Raw genomic sequence first — 17,082 nt, 5'->3', positions numbered from 1 at the left:
TATGTTGAAACACCTGTTTTCTCTGCTACTGGCCCTGACGATGAGCCTGTCGGTTCAAGCCGCAGATCCCGTTTATGAAGTCGAGATCATTGCTTTTTCCCGTACCGCGGACCCAGCCCTGTCCGGTGGTGAAGATGCCAGCTTGTCGGCCCATAGACCCGATCTGGACAGTGGTTTTAGTCTGGACATGCTGGGTGGTTTGCCGCTGGATAATCTGCAACTGGGCAACGTGGTCGCCCGTCTGAAAGCCGATGGCAACTATCAGGTTTTGCTGCATCAAGCCTGGCGTCAACCAGTCGGTACCTCGGCTACAGCCCCCTGGTTGCATCTGAGTGCCGGGAGTGTAACCGATGCATCGGGTAGCCAACCCGAGTTTGATGGCTTGGTGAAACTGTATCGCAATCCCCATCTGTTCATGGATGCCGACTTGCTGCTACGCCGCCTCGGCATGAAAAAAACATCGGCTCCCTCAACAACCCAATATGCCGGCAGCAGTGAAACCACGGCCAGCGCCCCTGCGCCCGTTGAAGCCGTACCTGAGCTCAAGGAGTATCCGTTAGTCAGCAGCAATCGGGTCATGGAGGGACAAATCACCTACTTCGACGGCCCCATGCTGGGCTTGCTGGTTCAGGCCCGTCCCGCCAAGTGATGCGGATCAGAGGATGACCGCTTCGCCATTTAAGAATCTGGATCTGGAGGGGCACAGACCGCTGCCCTTTTCCTTACAACTGTGTTTATGGGCACTGATGCGTGGCTATATCCTGTTGCTGCTGGCGCTGGCCAGTCAGCAACAGAGTCAAACTCTGCTGGCGCTGTTTTACCCGGATCCACAGCAACTCTATCTGGCGTTGGCGCTGGGACTACCCGCGGCGATCACCTGGCTGGCTTCTGGTTATCGGCATCGCGCCGGGCATCCGCTCTATCACCGCATCTGGCGGCTGGGGCGTGGATTGTGCCTTGCCTCGGCGGCCGGTGAATTGCTGCTGCAATTGTGGCTGCTGCAATGTCATGGTTGGTACTTCAGTTGGCCGCAAGCCGCTGCGCTGGCCATCGGTATCTGGTGCCTGAGCTATCTGCTGCTCGCCAAGGGACTGACACAAGCCTTTACCCCGCAGCCACCCGAAATCAATGTGGCAAGATAAGCAGGCCGCGACTCTTCAGACACAAAAAAACCGCCGTTGAAACCGGCGGTTTTTTTATTCCAGGCACAAGCCAGTGATTAATGCAGTTTCAGACGCGGGCGCAAAATCCGGTTGATTTGCCCCACTAACATCATCAAACCCGTCTTGATATAACCATGCAGTGCCACTTGATGCATGCGATACAAGGAGATATAGACGAAACGGGCAATGCGCCCTTCCACCATCATGGAGCCACGCATCAGGTTACCCATCAGACTGCCGACGGTGCTAAAGCGGCTCATGGAGACCAGCGAGCCATAATCCATGTAGGAATAAGCTTTCAGCTCCTTGCCTTGCATCATGGCCAGGATATTGGCCAGAGCACGATCTGCCATCTGGTGCGCTGACTGAGCGCGCGGCGGTACCATTTTACCGTCTTCCATGGCGCAAGCTGCGCAATCACCGATCACGAAAATGTGTTCGTCACGGGTCGTCTGCAGGGTGTTTTTAACCACCAGCTGATTGATGCGATTGGTCTCCAGGCCACCGATGTCCTTCATGAAATCCGGAGCCTTGATACCCGCCGCCCATACCATCAGGTTGGCCTCAATCAATTCGCCATCCTTGGTCTTGAGACCTTCCGGTGTGGCTTCACTGACAAAGGTAGCGGTGCGCACATCCACCCCCAGATTACTCAGCTCCTGATGGGCAGCCGCCGAGATACGCTCTGGCAGAGCCGGCAGAATGCGCGGGCCCGCCTCGACGACCGTCACCTTCAGGCTGTCACGGGACAGATTCTTGTAGCCGTATGAGGCAAGCTCTTCGACCGCATTGTACAGTTCAGCAGAGAGTTCAACGCCCGTTGCACCGGCACCGACGATGGCAATCTTCACCTTTTCACTCGGCTTGCAGCTTTCATCACCCGGCTTGCAATCGGATGCAAACTGCAGGAACTGGTTCATCAGCAGCCCGTGGAAACGGAATGCCTGATCCGGGCTATCGAGGAAGATGCAGTTGTCGCGCACGCCTGGCGTGTTGAAGTCGTTGGACACAGAGCCAATCGCCATCACCAGATAGTCATAAGCTACTTCGCGTTCACCCAGCACCACTTCGCCTTTCTCGCCCAGGATCGGCGCCAGAACGATACGCTTCGCCTCGCGGTTGATATTGGTGAGAGTACCCAGCTGAAATTCAAAGCCATGATTACGAGCATGGGACTGATAGCTCAGTGCATCGATCCCCGCATCCAGTGAGCCGGCAGCAACTTCGTGCAACAACGGCTTCCACAGGTGAGTACGGTTCCGATCCACCAGCGTGATCTGGGCCTTGCCAGAACGCCCCAGCTTACGCCCTAATTTAGTGGCCAGCTCCAGGCCACCGGCACCACCGCCGACTACAACAATCTTGGTCATCAGTACCTTCCGTCCATAAAACAAAGGGAGCTCGACGGAGCTCCCTGAAATCGCAATTCAAAACCGATCAGGCAAGCTTGAAAGCTTTGATCGTCTGAAGGTGTGCGGAGATATTCTTGAACTTGTGGCTCTCGCGCTCATCCCAGACAATGTTGTAATAATCCTTCAGCTCACGCTCTGTGGACCTATTATCTATCACTTCATCGTTAACAGAAAGGATACAAATACAATTACCTGCATTTTTTTTACGAAATTCAGTTACACATTTGGTCGAGATATCCGCGTATTCTTCCGGTCGCTCGATACGCCCCACCATGGTGACTTCCGGATGCAGATTCGGGTTGAAGATGACCTGTTTGATCCCGCACAAAAAACCGATCCGCTCGCTCCAATAACCGCCCAAGCCCACACCACAGATCAGAGGCTGGGTGTCATTGCTCATTGCCAATTGCTTGTGCACTTCCTTGAGCAGGTGGCTCATGTCATGACGCGGATGCACTGTGCTGTAGTGAACAAAGCGCACATCATCATCAATAAACTGCAGCTGCAGAATTTTTTCATGATTTCCCGAGCTGGTAGCGTCAAAACCGTGCAAATAGATAATCATATCTGTTCCCTCATCCCATGCGGATTACGATGACCATATCAGGATTACGCGCCTCGACCAAACGCAACCGATTGAAGCTTGTGACGGATCAAATTCTACCCCTTCCGACATGATGCCAGCGGTCGGGAAATCACGAACTGCGACTTAACTCCTCGAGATCGGCCGCCAGTTCACTGAGCTTACGCCGTAAATATTGTCGTTGCTCAGGGCTCAGGCTTGCCGACAACGCGGTAAACCACTGGATGGAACGTTGACGGGAATCCGCCACATACTGCTTGAAACGTCCATCACCCAGTTCATCCCCTTTGACTACCACGGCAACCAATCCCGCGCCGAAACCAGGCTGACCACGCTGTGCCAGGGTCTGCTCGAGGGCCTTGAGCCAGACTTCCTGATAGTCCAGCCAGGTTGCATAGTACTGACGCTGCCATTCGGACGATTGGTCAATCAGCGGCTGTTGTGCCGGCTCTACATCACCTAGCCATTGGTCCAGATTCTTTTCCAGCTTGCGTTGAAAACTGGCGTAAACCTTCTTGCCATGTTCCTGAGCAAACTCTTTGCGTTGCTCTTGCTGTTTTTTCCAGCGCTCGGCCATAAACCGACGCACCTGCTCATCACTCAGCGTCACTGCAAAGCGATTAGCGGGCTCCTGAACTCCTTCCGCCAGCTGACGCATCAACTGTTCAAAGGTTTGCAGATGGATGGCCACTTCGGCCTCGGTCAGTGGGCGACGTAAGTCAAAGCTCAAACTGCGTAACGCCCGGACATAACCGGGCAGGGCCTCATGGCGGTGCCACTGCAAGATCTGCGCGACCTGGCGATCCAGCTCCGAGGATTGTTGACTGCTGAGCTCAAAATAATCATCCAGCTTCCAGGCAATGGCCCAGTCCAGCCAGTTATAGAGCATGCGTACCGCACAGCCGGTCAGTAGTAACGGAACCAGCAACAGCACAATGACAACGTGGCGCGGGATCATGATGACAATCCCTCTGCCAGACATAGCTGGTTCAGTTGCAACTCAAACATCTCCCGATACCGGACATCGTGGCTGTGCTCCCAGAACACATTGGCCCACAACAGGGCCACAAAATCTGCCACCGTCAGCATCTCGGCAACTCGTGACCAGGGGCAGCCTCCACCCGCTTGCTGATAAAGCTGCAACAGCTGTCGAGCTTCATCGTCATTCAGGGCAAAAGACCGGATGAGGCACGCCAGATCAAACGCCGGATCACCAATACCGGCATATTCCCAATCGACCAGGAGCATCGACTCCCCCAACACATTGGCCGGGCTGATATCGTTGTGACAGAACACAGGCGCAATCGAAGGCAATCTCTGCAGCAGGGCAATCATGCGGTGGAAGAGCCGGGTGACGCGTGGATCGCGATGACAGATCCGCGCCAGATAAAAGCGTAAGTGTGCTTCCAGATCCAGCGTCAGGGCTGGTGCAGGGGTAGCATGCACCCGCGCAACTAATCCAGCCAATCGCGTCATCGCCTCTGGCGTGTGCCAATCGGGCGGCGATATTGCCGGCTCAACCCAATCGGTAATCATCAATCCCAATTCGGCATCGACATACTGCAACCGCGGAGCCAGTCCCTGCTCGGCGGCCAGTTTATGCAACACCAATTCACGCCCGCGCTGGATACCCAGCCGGGACGCAAAAGGGGTGCTGACTCGCAAGAAGTAATCACCTCGAGGTAAGGTCAAGCGGTAACTGGTATTGGTCAGCCCACCTAACAGCAGCGTGTGTTGGCCTCCCCTGAACGGCCCCGGGAGCTCGATTACCATCCCAATGTTTTCTTCTTGCTCTGCTTACGGATTTCTTGTTGGTCGGCCCAAACCAACTCACCACTCTTGAGGTCCATCAGATTCATGGTCAATTGATAGAACACGTCCTTCACCTTGCCGTTATCTTTTACAATGCTGGCCAGGTTGCCATATAACATGTACTGGGCTCCGGTTTGTTTGCCCATACGCACCATGGAAGCCGGATCCACCATGCCCGCCGCCTGTTGATACTCGAGTTGCTCCTTCACGGCCGCGACCTTGCTCATATCGACGAAGCGAACCTTGCCGGAGCGCAATAACTGGGTTCGCATGGTATCGGTCAGCGCTTCGGTATCGATATGCTCGGAGGTTTTGTTGCGGATGCTATCCACAAACAGGACTGGACGACCGGCGCTACTGATCTCGGTCATCACCGGGTTATCGATCAGTGACTGCACCATCTTGCCGGACATGGATTGTAAATCGGTTGAGCCATAGTCCACCGTCACGGTTTCTGTGGCCTTGGCATCGCCATAAGAAACTTCGGTCGAACAACCGGAAACCAGTGCTGCGGCCAGCAAGCCGAGCACAAGGGCTTGATTCGTCATCTTCATCATTAATCCTTCACTACATCACGGACAGAAAAATAGAAAGCTGCAGCCTGTGGCAGCAGAGCGGAGGCCTGAATAACCCGCTGCTCCCCCCCATGCAGGGTCAGCGGTTGCCAACTGGTGCTATCCGGCTCAACCGGCATGCCCGCCGCATCGAACCAGGTCACACGGTATTGCAGGCTCTGGTCATAGGCAATATGGCTCTTGAGACGAACCGCTATCTGTAACCGACCATCACCAGCACTTCTCTGCTGCTGGGCCAGAACCAATTCCAGTCGCTGTTTCATGCCTGCGTTGTCCACTTGTAGGCGCGACTCCTGCCCCTCGGCACCACTCAAGGCAATTCCGTTGGTGGAGGAACAAGCCACCAAACCACAGAATAACAGTGCTAACACTATTGATTTCATCACGGTATCTCGTTGTTTCATCGACCTTCAGGATATCATTTTTACCATGCTGACTATATTGGCACCCAGCCGGTTTACCCAAACCAGAGTGACCCTACTTTTGACCACGGGAACCGATAATTGTTGCATCGCGGTGCCCTGCCCGACCGCTATGGCGTGATTGCCAGCAGGAACCGAGCGGCGCCAGATGCTGACTCCCGCAGGCAGGGTTGACCAGGAGCGAGTGTCAGCATGTTCAGAGAAGGTGTTGTAGAGCCCGACCAGAATATTGCCTAAATCCCCTCCTTGCGCACTGGCCTGATGACGTAAGGCTTCTTTGCTAGCCAAACGGAGCAGCTGGCGCATCATCAAACCCGGTAACCGCTCCTGCAGCGATTGACTCGCCAACCCCTGCAGCGAGACTAGCGGTTCGGTTTGAGTATTTTGACCATCCAGCAGAAATTGACCCGCCGCAACCGGGAGCTGAGTTGACCCATACCAGGGAAACGCCACGGTAAAGGTACGAAAATCCCCGGCAGAGGTTGCTATCGGCAACGGCAGGAAAAATTCCTGTAATGGCTCCAGCATCCCTTCTTCATACAGCACCAGGATCTGGCCCTGATCGGTAGAGCTCGATTCGTCGGTTGTAGCTGCTGCCGATGGACGACCAAAACGTTGTTGATAGGCGGCATGCTCACTCTTTAACCCCAGCCGGGTGGTGATGCGCAACAGATCGGCCTGCAACACCCGGTTGCTCGGCGCAACTTCAAGTGCCCGTTGGTAGTCGATGTAGGCGTCATTCAGCGCTCCGGTCGCCTCGTACAGGAGCGCCGACACATAAAAGGTATAGCCGCTCTGGATCCGCCCCTTGAGGCCATCCGGGGTAACCGGTAAGTCCGGCAATCCCTGTTGCGCCAACGCAAGCTCCTGACTCAGACCAGCCTGTTGGATCTCCTCCTTTGCCGCCTGGATCTCTCGCTCCCGTGTCGCCAGGGCTCGTTCCTGGGCCTGGTTGGCTTTGCGCACTTCCACCAAGGCATCCTGGGTCTGCCCCAGAAACAGGTAATTTAAGGCCTGATAATGATGAAGCAGGGTCTGTTCATAATCGGCAGCCTGGTAGGCAATCGCCTGATCATTACTCAGCAGAGAGCCAGCCTGCTGCAAGCCATGGCTGATACGGTATTCTGCCTGCTGATCTAGCCACGCCAGTTGGCTTGCTGCGGCATCCAGTTGCTGTTTGCTGGCATGCCAGTCTCGAAGCAAAAACGCAATTCGCCCCTGCTGCAGCCGATCCAGCACAAAGTTATTATCATTCGGCTCAGATGCCGGGATCGCCGCCATAGCTTCCGGCCATTGCCCCAACTGCAGTTGGGTCCGTACTGGTTGCATGACACTGCTATAACTGAGAAATAAGTCACTCAGCCCCATAGTGGCACATCCGGACAGCAAAACACCGGCTACCAGCAAGGAGGCTTGTCGCCAGCGCCGGATCGTTACGTTCGGCATGAAATCACTCAGCCAGTAGTGGGCCGAGAGGCTTACCACCCACCAGATGCATATGCAGGTGATACACCTCTTGCCCGCCATGCCGATTACAATTGACGATCAACCGATAGCCATTCTCGGCAATCCCTTCTTCTTCCGCTAACTGCCGCGCCACAGTAAATAGTCGTCCCAGCGCTTGCTCATCCTCGCGGGTGACCTGATTCACAGTCGGAATTAATTTATTCGGTACAATCAGGATGTGAGTAGGCGCCTTGGGTCCGATATCACGAAATGCGGTTACCAGTTCGTCTTGGTATAACAATTTGGCCGGGATCTCCTGACGGATGATCTTGCTGAAAATAGTCTCTTCTGACATGACAAAATCCTTAAAAACAACGGTATGCAAGAAAATGGAGCGAACAGATAAATCTGGACATCATTGAGTCTGCGGCCAGGAGGGTGAGTGTGATTCAGCTCCGGCTTTACCTGCACCAGCTCGAAAAAGAGTTAAATATTTGACAGCTTTTACAGAAGATATACAAGTTCGGACGCTTAAAGACGTCTAGCGAACTGCAGTCAACTTGGCGGGTGTTAATACAATGAAAATTAAAATAGCGGATCTATCCATTTTGCATCGAGTCTATCTCAGCTTTGCCGTGCTCATTGGCGTGCTGATTGCCGGCTCCATGCTCAATTATTCCAGTCAAAACCAGCTCAACTCTGCCTTGGTCTCCGTGACCGAAGAAGCAGCGCCGATTGTCTTGCTGGCCAATAAGCTGGAAGTAAGCCTTCTGTCCACCAACAAGCGTCTGACCGACGTTTTATCGGAAAAAGATCCTCAGCAATTGCTCGAGCTGACCAAGGAACTGGAGACGTCGCGGAAATTGTTCACCCAGTCGCTGGATAACTTCAAACAGCAAGCGGACAAGCTGCCGTTGGTGAAGACCTATATTCCCACACTGGAAAAAGCATCCAAAAGTTATCTGGGAGAGACCGCTGATCTGGCTGCTCAACGGGCGCAACTGCTGACCCTGCTGCGTCAGACCAACAAGGCCAAGAGTGAATTCCAGGCCATCATGCCGTTGTTCAAACAAGAACTCTCCGACATGCTGGCGAAGATCGATGACAGCTATGTGCAAGGCGTGTTTCGTTCCATGCAGGCCAAGCAGTCACCGATTGAAGTGACTACCTTTGATGCTCTGAACCAGAGTAGCCCGACCCTGGTTGCTGCGGCGTTGGAGCGCAACCGCAAACAAATTGCCGATTACGACAAGGCCGTAGCCGATCTCAAGCTGGAGATGCCTAGCTTGGAGAACGATATCGGTCTGTATATCAAAGGCTTCATCCTCAACACCACCCAGGACAAGGGTCTGTTGGCTCGTTATCTGGAGCTGGTCAAGACCCAGGTTGCAATGGAGAAGAAAGCCAAGGACGCCAGTTTACAAGTGGTCGCAGTCCAGGCTGAGCTTGGCCGTCTGCAACAAGTGGCGCAAGGAGTGATGAACCAGAGTATCGAGAACGCCAACAGCACCTTGGCCACAGGTCGTATGCAGCTACTCGGTACCGTCATCCTGGCAGTTGCCTTTGCCTTCGGCGTGGCCATGCAATTGGCCAAGAGCATCCGGAATCCGGTTCGCCAATTGATCGATGTACTTCACGCTGCCACGCAGGGCGATATGACCCGGCGAGTTGGTTATCGCAATCAGAACGAATTTGGCCGTTTGGGCACCCAGGTTAATACCCTGGTGGAACAGATGGGTGATGTGCTGAAGAAGCTGTCCCTGGCCTCCAGCCAACTGAACCGGGCTGCACACGACAACCGCACCACCGCCGAACGCTCTAGCCGGGAGCTGAATCTGCAGCGTCAGGAAACCGCCAGCGTCGCCGCTGCCATGACAGAGATGGAAGCCTCGGTCCGTGAAGTGGCCCAAGCCGCCAATCAGACCCTGGATCAGGTCATGGCCGTCGAAAAAGCATCCGAAGCCGGACGCAGCATCATGGCCACCAATATCTCGACCACTCACCAGTTGGCCAACAAGTTGACCGAAACCGGAAAAGTGATTGGTGACGTCAATAACATGAGCAGCAACATCGGCAACATCCTCGATGTGATCCGCAGCATTGCCGAACAGACCAACTTGCTGGCCCTGAATGCGGCGATTGAAGCCGCCCGAGCAGGTGAACATGGTCGTGGTTTTGCCGTTGTCGCCGATGAAGTCCGGACACTGGCTCGCCGCACCGCTGACTCCACCTCGGAAATCCGCGCCATGATTGAGGGGCTGCAACAGGCTGTGCAACGCGCGGTGCGGGTGATGAACGAGTGCAGTGGAGAAATGGAGTCCAGTGTCCAACAGAGCTCCAACGCCAACAGCTCGATGGAAGAGATCCAGGCCATCATCACCATGATCAGCGACATGTCGAGCCAGATCGCCTCGGCCGCCGAGCAACAACAGGCAACCAGTGCTGAAATTTCGTCCAACATCAACCGGATTTCCGAGATCTCCGACTCCAACTATGAAGGCATTCAAGAGGTAGCCAAGACCAGCTTGATCCTTGATGAATTGGCAGAGCAGCAGCAAGAGCTGGTTCACCGATTCCAGCTGTAACCTCGCGATAAAAATCAAAGGGGAGCCATGAGCTCCCCTTTTGTTTTTCTAGTCCTGGCGCATTTCCCCCGCTTACAACTCGGCGATCGCGCCCTTCCCCACCCCCTCATACGCCACAACACGCACCAGGTGCTGAGCAAATCGGGGTTTGAGCTGCCGGGCAATGTAGTGGGCAAGCAACTCGACTGTGGTATCCGTGTCCACCAATTCGGTTTCTGCCGCCGCAATCGCCAATTGGAAATCCCCTTGCGGCGCTTGATAGCGAAAACCCAGATGCTGGACACCCAGATGTTCGGTTGCAAGTGGGCTCAGTTGTAACTGTTGCAACGGCACTACATCTTCCTGGGAGCCCAGATAGATATCCGCCCAGCGTGCGGCCCACTCTTGTTCCAGCGCCAGATCCCGGCGTTCATCTACCCACAGCTCGATCATGGAACGATGACCATGGGCAATGCGCTGACAATTGCCGTCATGCTTTTTCAGGCCATGACTGTAATGATAAAAAGCGGTCGGGATAGCTTCTGGACGTAACCGGATGGTCAAGCCATCAATATTGCTGGGCAACCGAGCCTGGATCAGCTGATGCAAATAGCGGGTCACACTCTCCTGAGTGATGTGCTCTTCAGGAATAAACGCAAAAGCTTCCGAAGGAGCATTCAGATGCAGACTTCGACCTGCGCGGAGGAAGTCCACGAAGTGGTAGCCACTTTCGGCCGTGGCCACTTGGCAGCAAGATGCAGCAACCGGCACTAGCAGCCGATGATCTACTTCGGCATCGATGATGGCCTTGAGCTGTTTCTTTACCCGCGCGAAATCCAGCAGCATGCTCATTTCATTGAGGGTGCCGGTTAACTCGATATCTACCAACCAGCTCTCGCCCACCATGCCACGCTCAGCGCTCAAATAGGAGGCATCAATCACCGTCAAATCACGGACAAACAACTTCATTCTGCTTCAACACCTCAACGGGATGGGATTGACCATTATAACCAGCAACTCGAGCCACAGCAGTGTTGTTTCATCATGCCCCAGAAGAGATCTGACCTCAGGTGATGAACACCCGGATGATGTGAGCGAGAGCGCCCATCCATCAGCCACCAAGTTCATCTACATGTACACCTTCTGGCCCGGAATAGCCGGTAAATTGGCCTGACCAGTAAGCTTCACCTATTGATTGCACAGATATTCAGCGAATAAACAGCCGGGCTGGCTGAAGTGGTTGACAGCCAAGGAGCAGATCCCTAGACTCTGCCTCCGTTGCCCCGCTTGTTCAGCGGTACAACTCTCGGCGCGTAGCGCAGCCAGGTAGCGCACTGTCATGGGGTGTCAGGGGTCGGAGGTTCAAATCCTCTCGCGCCGACCATACAACCCTCGGAAAAGCCTCACTTTTTAGTGAGGCTTTTTTGTTTCCGGATCCGGATGTTGCCGTGGGTAAAACATGGGTAAAACTCGGGTAAAACCATCCCCCTTGCCTGCCGCCACCCGGGCAATATGAAGAAACAGATCCGCTAAAAATCAAAAACCGCCTGAACAGGCGGTTTTCTCTCGCTTATTGGTTCAAGCCCAGATAGCCATCAAGGATAGCGGCGGCCCGAGAACTCAATCCAGCCAGTTACCCACTCTCCTTGCGGATCTTGATAGCGATCATGCAACTCGCCACCACTCGGATTCCAGACATAGAAACCAGCAACCGTGGCTTGACTGCCATAGGCCAGATCAGGGATGACACCCGCCACCTTACTGTCATGCACCACCTGCAACGTCATGCCATTACCAATCTCGATGGTAAAACGTTGGTGTCCATCATCAGGAGCGTTCGCGGGCGACACCTGAATGATGCGGCCGGAAACCGTAACCGGCACATCCCCTTTTCCTTGCTGATAAGCCTTGGCCACAATGGACTCGTCCCGCTTTGCCGCCTGGCGCCATGATTCTTCGGCCGACACCTGCACCATCTGGGCTCGCAGCGACTTGATGCCAACATAGCCCAAGAGAGCGATGACCAGAATACCCAATACCACTATAGAGCTACGTCGCATGGCTCCCCTTACTCCAAAACGGCAATACCACTTCGGCATCATACACAGCCAGCCACAAATTTCATCGGGTTGCAGCTGCGGCTCGGCCTCTGAATGGCAAAAGGTCAAGATGTGACCGTCACCACTTTCGAGACATTCTTCGGCTCTCTGCGTGCGAATTTTGTGACAACCGCGCTTTTTGCATCAAAGGCGAACTCATACGATGCCCTGGTACCGGTTTCATGTCTAATTATTGCACGGGGTGGTTATGTCGTTGTTCAAACCTGCGTTAGCGGCCTATTTTGAAACATGTGGAGTGGGCGCTGCAGACGCCAAGCGAGTACAAGCTCGGTTTGGTCAAAACTACACCGCCATGGTGCAGCAGATGGAAGTCATGGGCTCCAAGGGAGATAGCAAAGCGCTGGCGGCGGTCCAGATCGCCGACGACGCATTTTTCACGCCGAGCCATTATCCTGATGGTCCGCATTGGGGCTATATCGAGTCAGAAGAGGATATTTATCAGCTGATCGACACCATCCGTGCCGCGGGAGTTTGCAGCATTGCTATTTATCGTCATGCCTTTGGTCAGGATGTAGTCCATGACTATGCCGACGTGTTCAACCGTTTCCTGCTCGAGGCCCAACAGCAGGCACAACGCCGCTCCATGCGAATTGACATTGCGCCCTTGCTTGCCCGGTTCCTGCAGGACGCCCAACAACTCAAAGCACCACGCACCAGCAAGGGGCTCACCGCACTCTTCAGTTGACAGGACACCCCGTCATGCCGGCTGATCGGTGGTGAAACACAGGGCTCGTTCCGGACAGACATCGCAGCTGGGAGCCCGACAGACATAGCTCCCCGCTTGCTCACACAACTGGCGATAGAAGAATTTTTTCCAGCGCATATCCTGCTGATTCAATGCCACCAGCTGCGGAAAACAATCCAGCATCAGGTTTCGCAACTGAGCGCGGGAATCCAGACCCAGATCTTCCCACAGATGCTTAAAACCCATGCTGGCCGTGGCCAGGATGAGACTCAACTCAGCGAATGGCGCCGCCAGATAGCCGCTGAGCCAGGTGGCCAGATCATCACGCTCCTGATATCGCGACTGCAATAACTCCGACACCAGGAGCTGGCGCCTCAGCACTTCACCGGCCACAGGCACCGGCCCTCCGAACGCCTCGCTCAAACGGGAAAACTGCTGCTCTCCTAACCCCATAGCCGGTGGTAACAGGGCTTGTCCTGCCATGAAACGTTGGTATAGCTGACCCAACCAGTAATGACAGGCCACATAGCGCTGATAGGCCTGGCTGACCCGGGCAGCCTGTTGCTGGCAAGAACAAACACTCGGCTCCAGCGTTACTTCTCCGCCTTGCATAATTTCACCACTTTGCATATGGCCCCCTCCACCGGACAGATGAGTTGACAGCGAGGACCGGGTTTGTTTTCCCGACACTCATTACAGCGCTTCACCCGAATAGCAAAGTGGCCCGCCTCTTCGACAATGGCGCCCCGCGGACACACCTCCAGGCAGTTGTAGCAGCCGATGCACGATGCCGTGATCTGGCAACTCATCAGGCAACCCCTTGTTGACGCCGACCCTGAATTTTCCGGACCAAGCCCTCGGCTTGTCCTCGGGTTTCCCACCATTGTTGCAACGCCTCGCGGATCGGCTGCCAGGCATAGTCAACAACCGGAGTAATCCCGGACTCTTCCAACTGCTGCCAGGGAGCCATTCCGACTCGGGCACAAAACACAGCATCAACATCAGTCAGCAGATCCAGCATGGTATTAAAAGTGTCCATCTGGGTATCGGTGTCACAATCACTCTCACCCTGGCAATAGAGCGGCACATGACGCTCACCGACCCGGACAGCACCCTCACTGGAAACTGCATAGATTTGGAAACGTCGGGCGTGACCAAAATGCTGATCGATCACTTCGCCATTCTGGCTGGCAACCGCCACCAGGCAGGCATCATCATCTTCTGATGCCCCCTGAGTCGATAGAGCAGCCTGGATCCGCGTCCGTCGCTGCATCACGTTGGCATAAGGCTCGGACTCGACCGCTAATTGCTCGAGAGTAAACTCCTGACTGCGGTCTTCACCCAACATGCCGACCGCATCGGCACGACACTGCTGACAGTGGCTCATCTGGGGCATGGCTCCGCCACACAGCTCACGCACCTGATCGACCTCGTAGGGCAAGGGCTCACGCTGGCCATTCAGGCCAAAGTAGGTACCGTGCTCCGGCTTGGAAATCAGTGGCATGATGTTGTGTAAGAAGGCACCCATGTCGCGGATTACCTCGCTCACCTCGGGCAGATGCACATCATTAACCCCCGGGATCAGTACCGAATTGACCTTCACCAGCACACCGCGCTCGATGAGCTTTTGCATCCCCTCCAGTTGACGGTCGATCAGCGCCTGGGCACCGTCTCGTCCGCGCAACCGCTGCCCATCCAGATAGACCCAGTCGTAGATACCGGCACTGACATGGGCATCGATGGCGTTCATGGTGATGGTGACATGATCCACCCCCAGCTCAACCAGTTGGTCAACCGCATTCGGCAACGCCAAGCCATTGGTGGAGATACACAGCTTCACATCCGGCAGAGCGCTACGCAGCCCCTCGAGGGTGTCAAAGGTGCGTGTGGCATTGGCCAGGGGATCGCCGGGACCGGCAATGCCGATCACCGAGAGCTGCGGGATAGCCGCCGCCACCGCTTTGGCTTTACGGATCGCCTGTTGCGGGGTCAACAGCTCGGAAACCACGCCCGGCCGCGACTCATTGGCGCAGTCGTACTTACGATTGCAATAATTGCACTGCACATTACAAGCGGGCGCGACGGCTAGATGCATCCGGGCATAGCGATGGTGCGCGGTCGGAGAGTAACAAGGATGTTGAGCGACCTTATCGATGACCGAGCGGGAGAGGCCCCCGCGGGAGACGGAAGTGGTCTTGCTGCCACATCCACCGGCAGATGCATTACCACTGCCACAGCGCTGTTGAGAAGAAGATGATGTATTCATATCTGGCTATCCTTGCACGGTAAGAGCGAGTCCAGGCGACGGTATTCCTGTAGTGCAAAGAGCAAGCCGTTCTTGGCAGCCTGCATATCCAGTTGAATTTTAAAGAATTATATAAATTGAAGAGGGCGCGTCATGGCAAAGTTGTGACGCCAGAATCCGACATTGTGGCAAAACACACAGAAAAAACGGGTCGTGACATGACGACGAACCGTCTCCTCCGGCCGTGAACTGGATCAGAGCGCTTCTCGAGTATGCTCCGCCCCCCAGGATCAAGGAGCCTTCGCCGGAGAGAGGTAAACGTTTTTGCAAAGATCGAGTCTGAAGCCCCGAAAAAGTGATGTCGCTTAAATTTCTGTTGAAAAAACACCCAGCAGCGTGGCGCAGGTCGCAGCAAAATCGTTCAGATAATGAACTTTTCCGTCTTAACCCTGAGCTAGCGCAAGAAAAATGAAGAAATTACATAATGAAACGCTTTTCCTGCCTCACCACTTTTCAGCAATCCCTGTAGAATGCGCCCAAGAAAATTTTGAAATCATAAAATCACTATTAATCGGAGACCCTGTCGATGAAAAAGACCAAAATCGTCTGCACCATCGGTCCTAAGACCGAATCCAAGGAAATGCTGGCCAAGATGCTGGATGCCGGCATGAACGTCATGCGCCTGAACTTCTCCCACGGTGACTATGCCGAACACGGCAACCGCATCAAGAACGTGCGTGAAGTGTGTGCAGAAACTGGCAAGCAATGTGCCATCCTGCTGGACACCAAGGGTCCGGAAATCCGTACCATCAAGCTGGAAGGCGGCAATGATGTGGATCTGGTTGCAGGTCAAACCTTCACCTTCACCACTGACAAGAGTGTTGTCGGTAACAAGGATCGCGTAGCCGTGACCTACCCAGGTTTTGCGACCGACCTGAAAGCTGGCAACATCGTTCTGGTTGACGATGGCCTGATCGGTCTGGAAGTGACCTCTGTTACTGCTACCGAAGTCATCTGTAAGGTTCTGAACAACGGCGCCCTGGGCGAGAACAAGGGTGTGAACCTGCCGAACGTCAAGACCTCCCTGCCAGCCCTGGCTGAAAAGGACAAGGCTGACCTGATCTTCGGTTGCGAGCAAGGCGTTGATTTCGTTGCTGCTTCTTTCATCCGTAAGAAGGAAGACGTGATCTCCATGCGTGAGCATCTGAACGCTCACGGCGGTCAGAACATCCAGATCATCTCCAAGATTGAAAACCAGGAAGGCCTGGACAACTTCGACGAAATCCTCGAAGTGTCTGACGGTATCATGGTTGCCCGTGGTGACCTGGGCGTGGAAATCCCGGTTGAAGAAGTTATCTTCGCCCAGAAGATGATGATCGAGAAGTGTAACAAGGCTCGCAAGGTAGTTATCACTGCTACCCAGATGCTGGACTCCATGATCAAGAACCCGCGTCCGACCCGCGCCGAAGCCGGTGACGTTGCCAACGCCGTTCTGGATGGTACCGATGCAGTCATGCTGTCTGGCGAATCCGCCAAGGGTAAGTATCCGCTGGAAGCTGTGACCATCATGGCTACCATCTGTAACCGTACCGATGGCGTTATGTCTTCCCGTCTGGACATTGTCGAAGGCACCAAGCGCAGCATCACCGAAGCCGTATGTAAGGGTGCTGTTGAAACCACCGAGAAGCTGGACGCCCCGCTGATCGTGGTGGCTACCGAAGGCGGCAAGTCTGCCAAGGCCATTCGCAAGTACTTCCCGAAGGCTTTCATCCTGGCTCTGACCACCAACGCCAAGACTGCCCAACAGCTGATGCTGTCCAAGGGTGTGGTTCCGGTTGTGGTTGACAAGATCGCCTCTACCGATGACTTCTACCACCTGGGTAAGGAACTGGCTCTGAAGTCAGGTCTGGCTGCCAAGGGTGATACCGTGGTCATGGTTTCTGGCGCTCTGGTTCCGAGCGGCACTACCAACACCGCTTCCGTACACGTACTGTAAGCCTGCCCGCGAGCCTGGTGCTCGCCCGGGTAATCAAGAAGACGGCTCTTTTGAGTCGT

General features: G+C 54.7%; 18 protein-coding genes and 1 tRNA gene. 6 read left to right on the top strand and 13 right to left on the bottom strand.

Annotated elements, in window-relative coordinates; translation table 11 throughout:
- The first annotated feature begins 1 nt into the window (after position 1).
- Together ACZYUB_RS07650 and ACZYUB_RS07645 are read left to right on the top strand one after the other, a co-directional pair.
- Positions 2-649, top strand: a complete 648-nt coding sequence (locus ACZYUB_RS07650; RefSeq protein WP_463946864.1) for a CsiV family protein — start codon at positions 2-4, stop codon at positions 647-649.
- 13 nt (positions 650-662) lie between these two features.
- On the top strand, positions 663-1,142 hold the full coding sequence (locus ACZYUB_RS07645) for a DUF2919 family protein (protein ID WP_463946863.1): 480 nt from the start codon (positions 663-665) through the stop codon (positions 1,140-1,142).
- A 77-nt stretch (positions 1,143-1,219) separates the two neighbouring features.
- Here ACZYUB_RS07645 and ACZYUB_RS07640 read toward each other — a convergent pair whose 3' ends face one another.
- The 8 genes from ACZYUB_RS07640 to hinT all read right to left on the bottom strand — a co-directional run bounded on the left by ACZYUB_RS07640 (position 1,220) and on the right by hinT (position 7,768).
- Entirely contained in the window at positions 1,220-2,533 is a 1,314-nt protein-coding gene (locus ACZYUB_RS07640) for an NAD(P)/FAD-dependent oxidoreductase (protein WP_463946861.1), read from the bottom strand.
- A 67-nt stretch (positions 2,534-2,600) separates the two neighbouring features.
- Complete coding sequence (ycfP, locus tag ACZYUB_RS07635; RefSeq protein ID WP_463946859.1) at positions 2,601-3,140, bottom strand: alpha/beta hydrolase YcfP; 540 nt, start codon at positions 3,138-3,140, stop codon at positions 2,601-2,603.
- A gap of 130 nt (positions 3,141-3,270) precedes the next feature.
- Positions 3,271-4,116, bottom strand: a complete 846-nt coding sequence (locus ACZYUB_RS07630) for a DUF6279 family lipoprotein (protein WP_463946858.1) — start codon at positions 4,114-4,116, stop codon at positions 3,271-3,273.
- On the bottom strand, positions 4,113-4,931 hold the full coding sequence (locus ACZYUB_RS07625) for a phosphotransferase (RefSeq protein ID WP_463946856.1): 819 nt from the start codon (positions 4,929-4,931) through the stop codon (positions 4,113-4,115). Before ACZYUB_RS07625 ends, ACZYUB_RS07630 begins: the two co-directional genes overlap by 4 nt.
- The gene (lpoB, locus tag ACZYUB_RS07620) at positions 4,925-5,524 is read right to left on the bottom strand and encodes a penicillin-binding protein activator LpoB (RefSeq protein ID WP_463946854.1); all 600 of its coding nucleotides are present in this window, start codon (positions 5,522-5,524) and stop codon (positions 4,925-4,927) included. The genes ACZYUB_RS07625 and lpoB overlap by 7 nt, the downstream gene beginning before the upstream one ends.
- Positions 5,525-5,526: 2 nt before the next feature.
- Positions 5,527-5,928 carry a YcfL family putative periplasmic lipoprotein gene (locus ACZYUB_RS07615; protein WP_463946979.1) on the bottom strand — a complete coding sequence of 134 codons (402 nt, stop codon included), beginning with the start codon at positions 5,926-5,928 and terminating at the stop codon, positions 5,527-5,529.
- 27 nt (positions 5,929-5,955) lie between these two features.
- The gene (locus ACZYUB_RS07610; protein WP_463946852.1) at positions 5,956-7,413 is read right to left on the bottom strand and encodes a COG3014 family protein; all 1,458 of its coding nucleotides are present in this window, start codon (positions 7,411-7,413) and stop codon (positions 5,956-5,958) included.
- Between the two features lie 4 nt (positions 7,414-7,417).
- Complete coding sequence (gene hinT, locus ACZYUB_RS07605) at positions 7,418-7,768, bottom strand: purine nucleoside phosphoramidase (protein WP_463946850.1); 351 nt, start codon at positions 7,766-7,768, stop codon at positions 7,418-7,420.
- 223 nt (positions 7,769-7,991) lie between these two features.
- Here hinT and ACZYUB_RS07600 point away from each other — a divergent pair, with 223 nt between their 5' ends.
- Entirely contained in the window at positions 7,992-9,998 is a 2,007-nt protein-coding gene (locus tag ACZYUB_RS07600) for a methyl-accepting chemotaxis protein (RefSeq protein ID WP_463946849.1), read from the top strand.
- A 72-nt stretch (positions 9,999-10,070) separates the two neighbouring features.
- Here ACZYUB_RS07600 and ACZYUB_RS07595 read toward each other — a convergent pair whose 3' ends face one another.
- Entirely contained in the window at positions 10,071-10,946 is an 876-nt protein-coding gene (locus tag ACZYUB_RS07595; protein WP_463946847.1) for a 6-carboxytetrahydropterin synthase, read from the bottom strand.
- A 338-nt stretch (positions 10,947-11,284) separates the two neighbouring features.
- Between ACZYUB_RS07595 and ACZYUB_RS07590 the strand changes: the two genes are divergently transcribed.
- A tRNA-Pro gene (locus ACZYUB_RS07590) sits at positions 11,285-11,361 on the top strand.
- Positions 11,362-11,572: 211 nt separating this feature from the next.
- On the opposite strand, the gene ACZYUB_RS07585 is transcribed toward ACZYUB_RS07590, so the two are convergent.
- Positions 11,573-12,037 carry a DUF3465 domain-containing protein gene (locus tag ACZYUB_RS07585; protein WP_463946845.1) on the bottom strand — a complete coding sequence of 155 codons (465 nt, stop codon included), beginning with the start codon at positions 12,035-12,037 and terminating at the stop codon, positions 11,573-11,575.
- Between the two features lie 247 nt (positions 12,038-12,284).
- Between ACZYUB_RS07585 and ACZYUB_RS07580 the strand changes: the two genes are divergently transcribed.
- Entirely contained in the window at positions 12,285-12,782 is a 498-nt protein-coding gene (locus ACZYUB_RS07580; RefSeq protein WP_463946844.1) for a hypothetical protein, read from the top strand.
- A gap of 12 nt (positions 12,783-12,794) precedes the next feature.
- On the opposite strand, the gene ACZYUB_RS07575 is transcribed toward ACZYUB_RS07580, so the two are convergent.
- Genes ACZYUB_RS07575 through nifB form a run of 3 tightly spaced genes read right to left on the bottom strand, consistent with a single transcriptional unit; the run spans position 12,795 to position 15,048 of the window.
- On the bottom strand, positions 12,795-13,412 hold the full coding sequence (locus ACZYUB_RS07575) for a nitrogen fixation protein NifQ (RefSeq protein ID WP_463946843.1): 618 nt from the start codon (positions 13,410-13,412) through the stop codon (positions 12,795-12,797).
- Positions 13,376-13,591: a 4Fe-4S dicluster domain-containing protein gene (locus tag ACZYUB_RS07570; protein WP_463946841.1), complete on the bottom strand. Its 216-nt coding sequence runs from the start codon at positions 13,589-13,591 to the stop codon at positions 13,376-13,378. Before ACZYUB_RS07570 ends, ACZYUB_RS07575 begins: the two co-directional genes overlap by 37 nt.
- On the bottom strand, positions 13,591-15,048 hold the full coding sequence (gene nifB, locus ACZYUB_RS07565) for a nitrogenase cofactor biosynthesis protein NifB (RefSeq protein WP_463946839.1): 1,458 nt from the start codon (positions 15,046-15,048) through the stop codon (positions 13,591-13,593). Before nifB ends, ACZYUB_RS07570 begins: the two co-directional genes overlap by 1 nt.
- 565 nt (positions 15,049-15,613) lie before the next feature.
- Between nifB and pykF the strand changes: the two genes are divergently transcribed.
- Positions 15,614-17,023 carry a pyruvate kinase PykF gene (gene pykF / locus ACZYUB_RS07560; protein ID WP_463946838.1) on the top strand — a complete coding sequence of 470 codons (1,410 nt, stop codon included), beginning with the start codon at positions 15,614-15,616 and terminating at the stop codon, positions 17,021-17,023.
- Positions 17,024-17,082: the final 59 nt, after the last annotated feature.

Source organism: Pseudaeromonas sp. HNCC25DJ182, assembly GCF_055413365.1.
This window is presented reverse-complemented; position numbering and strand designations above follow the sequence as displayed.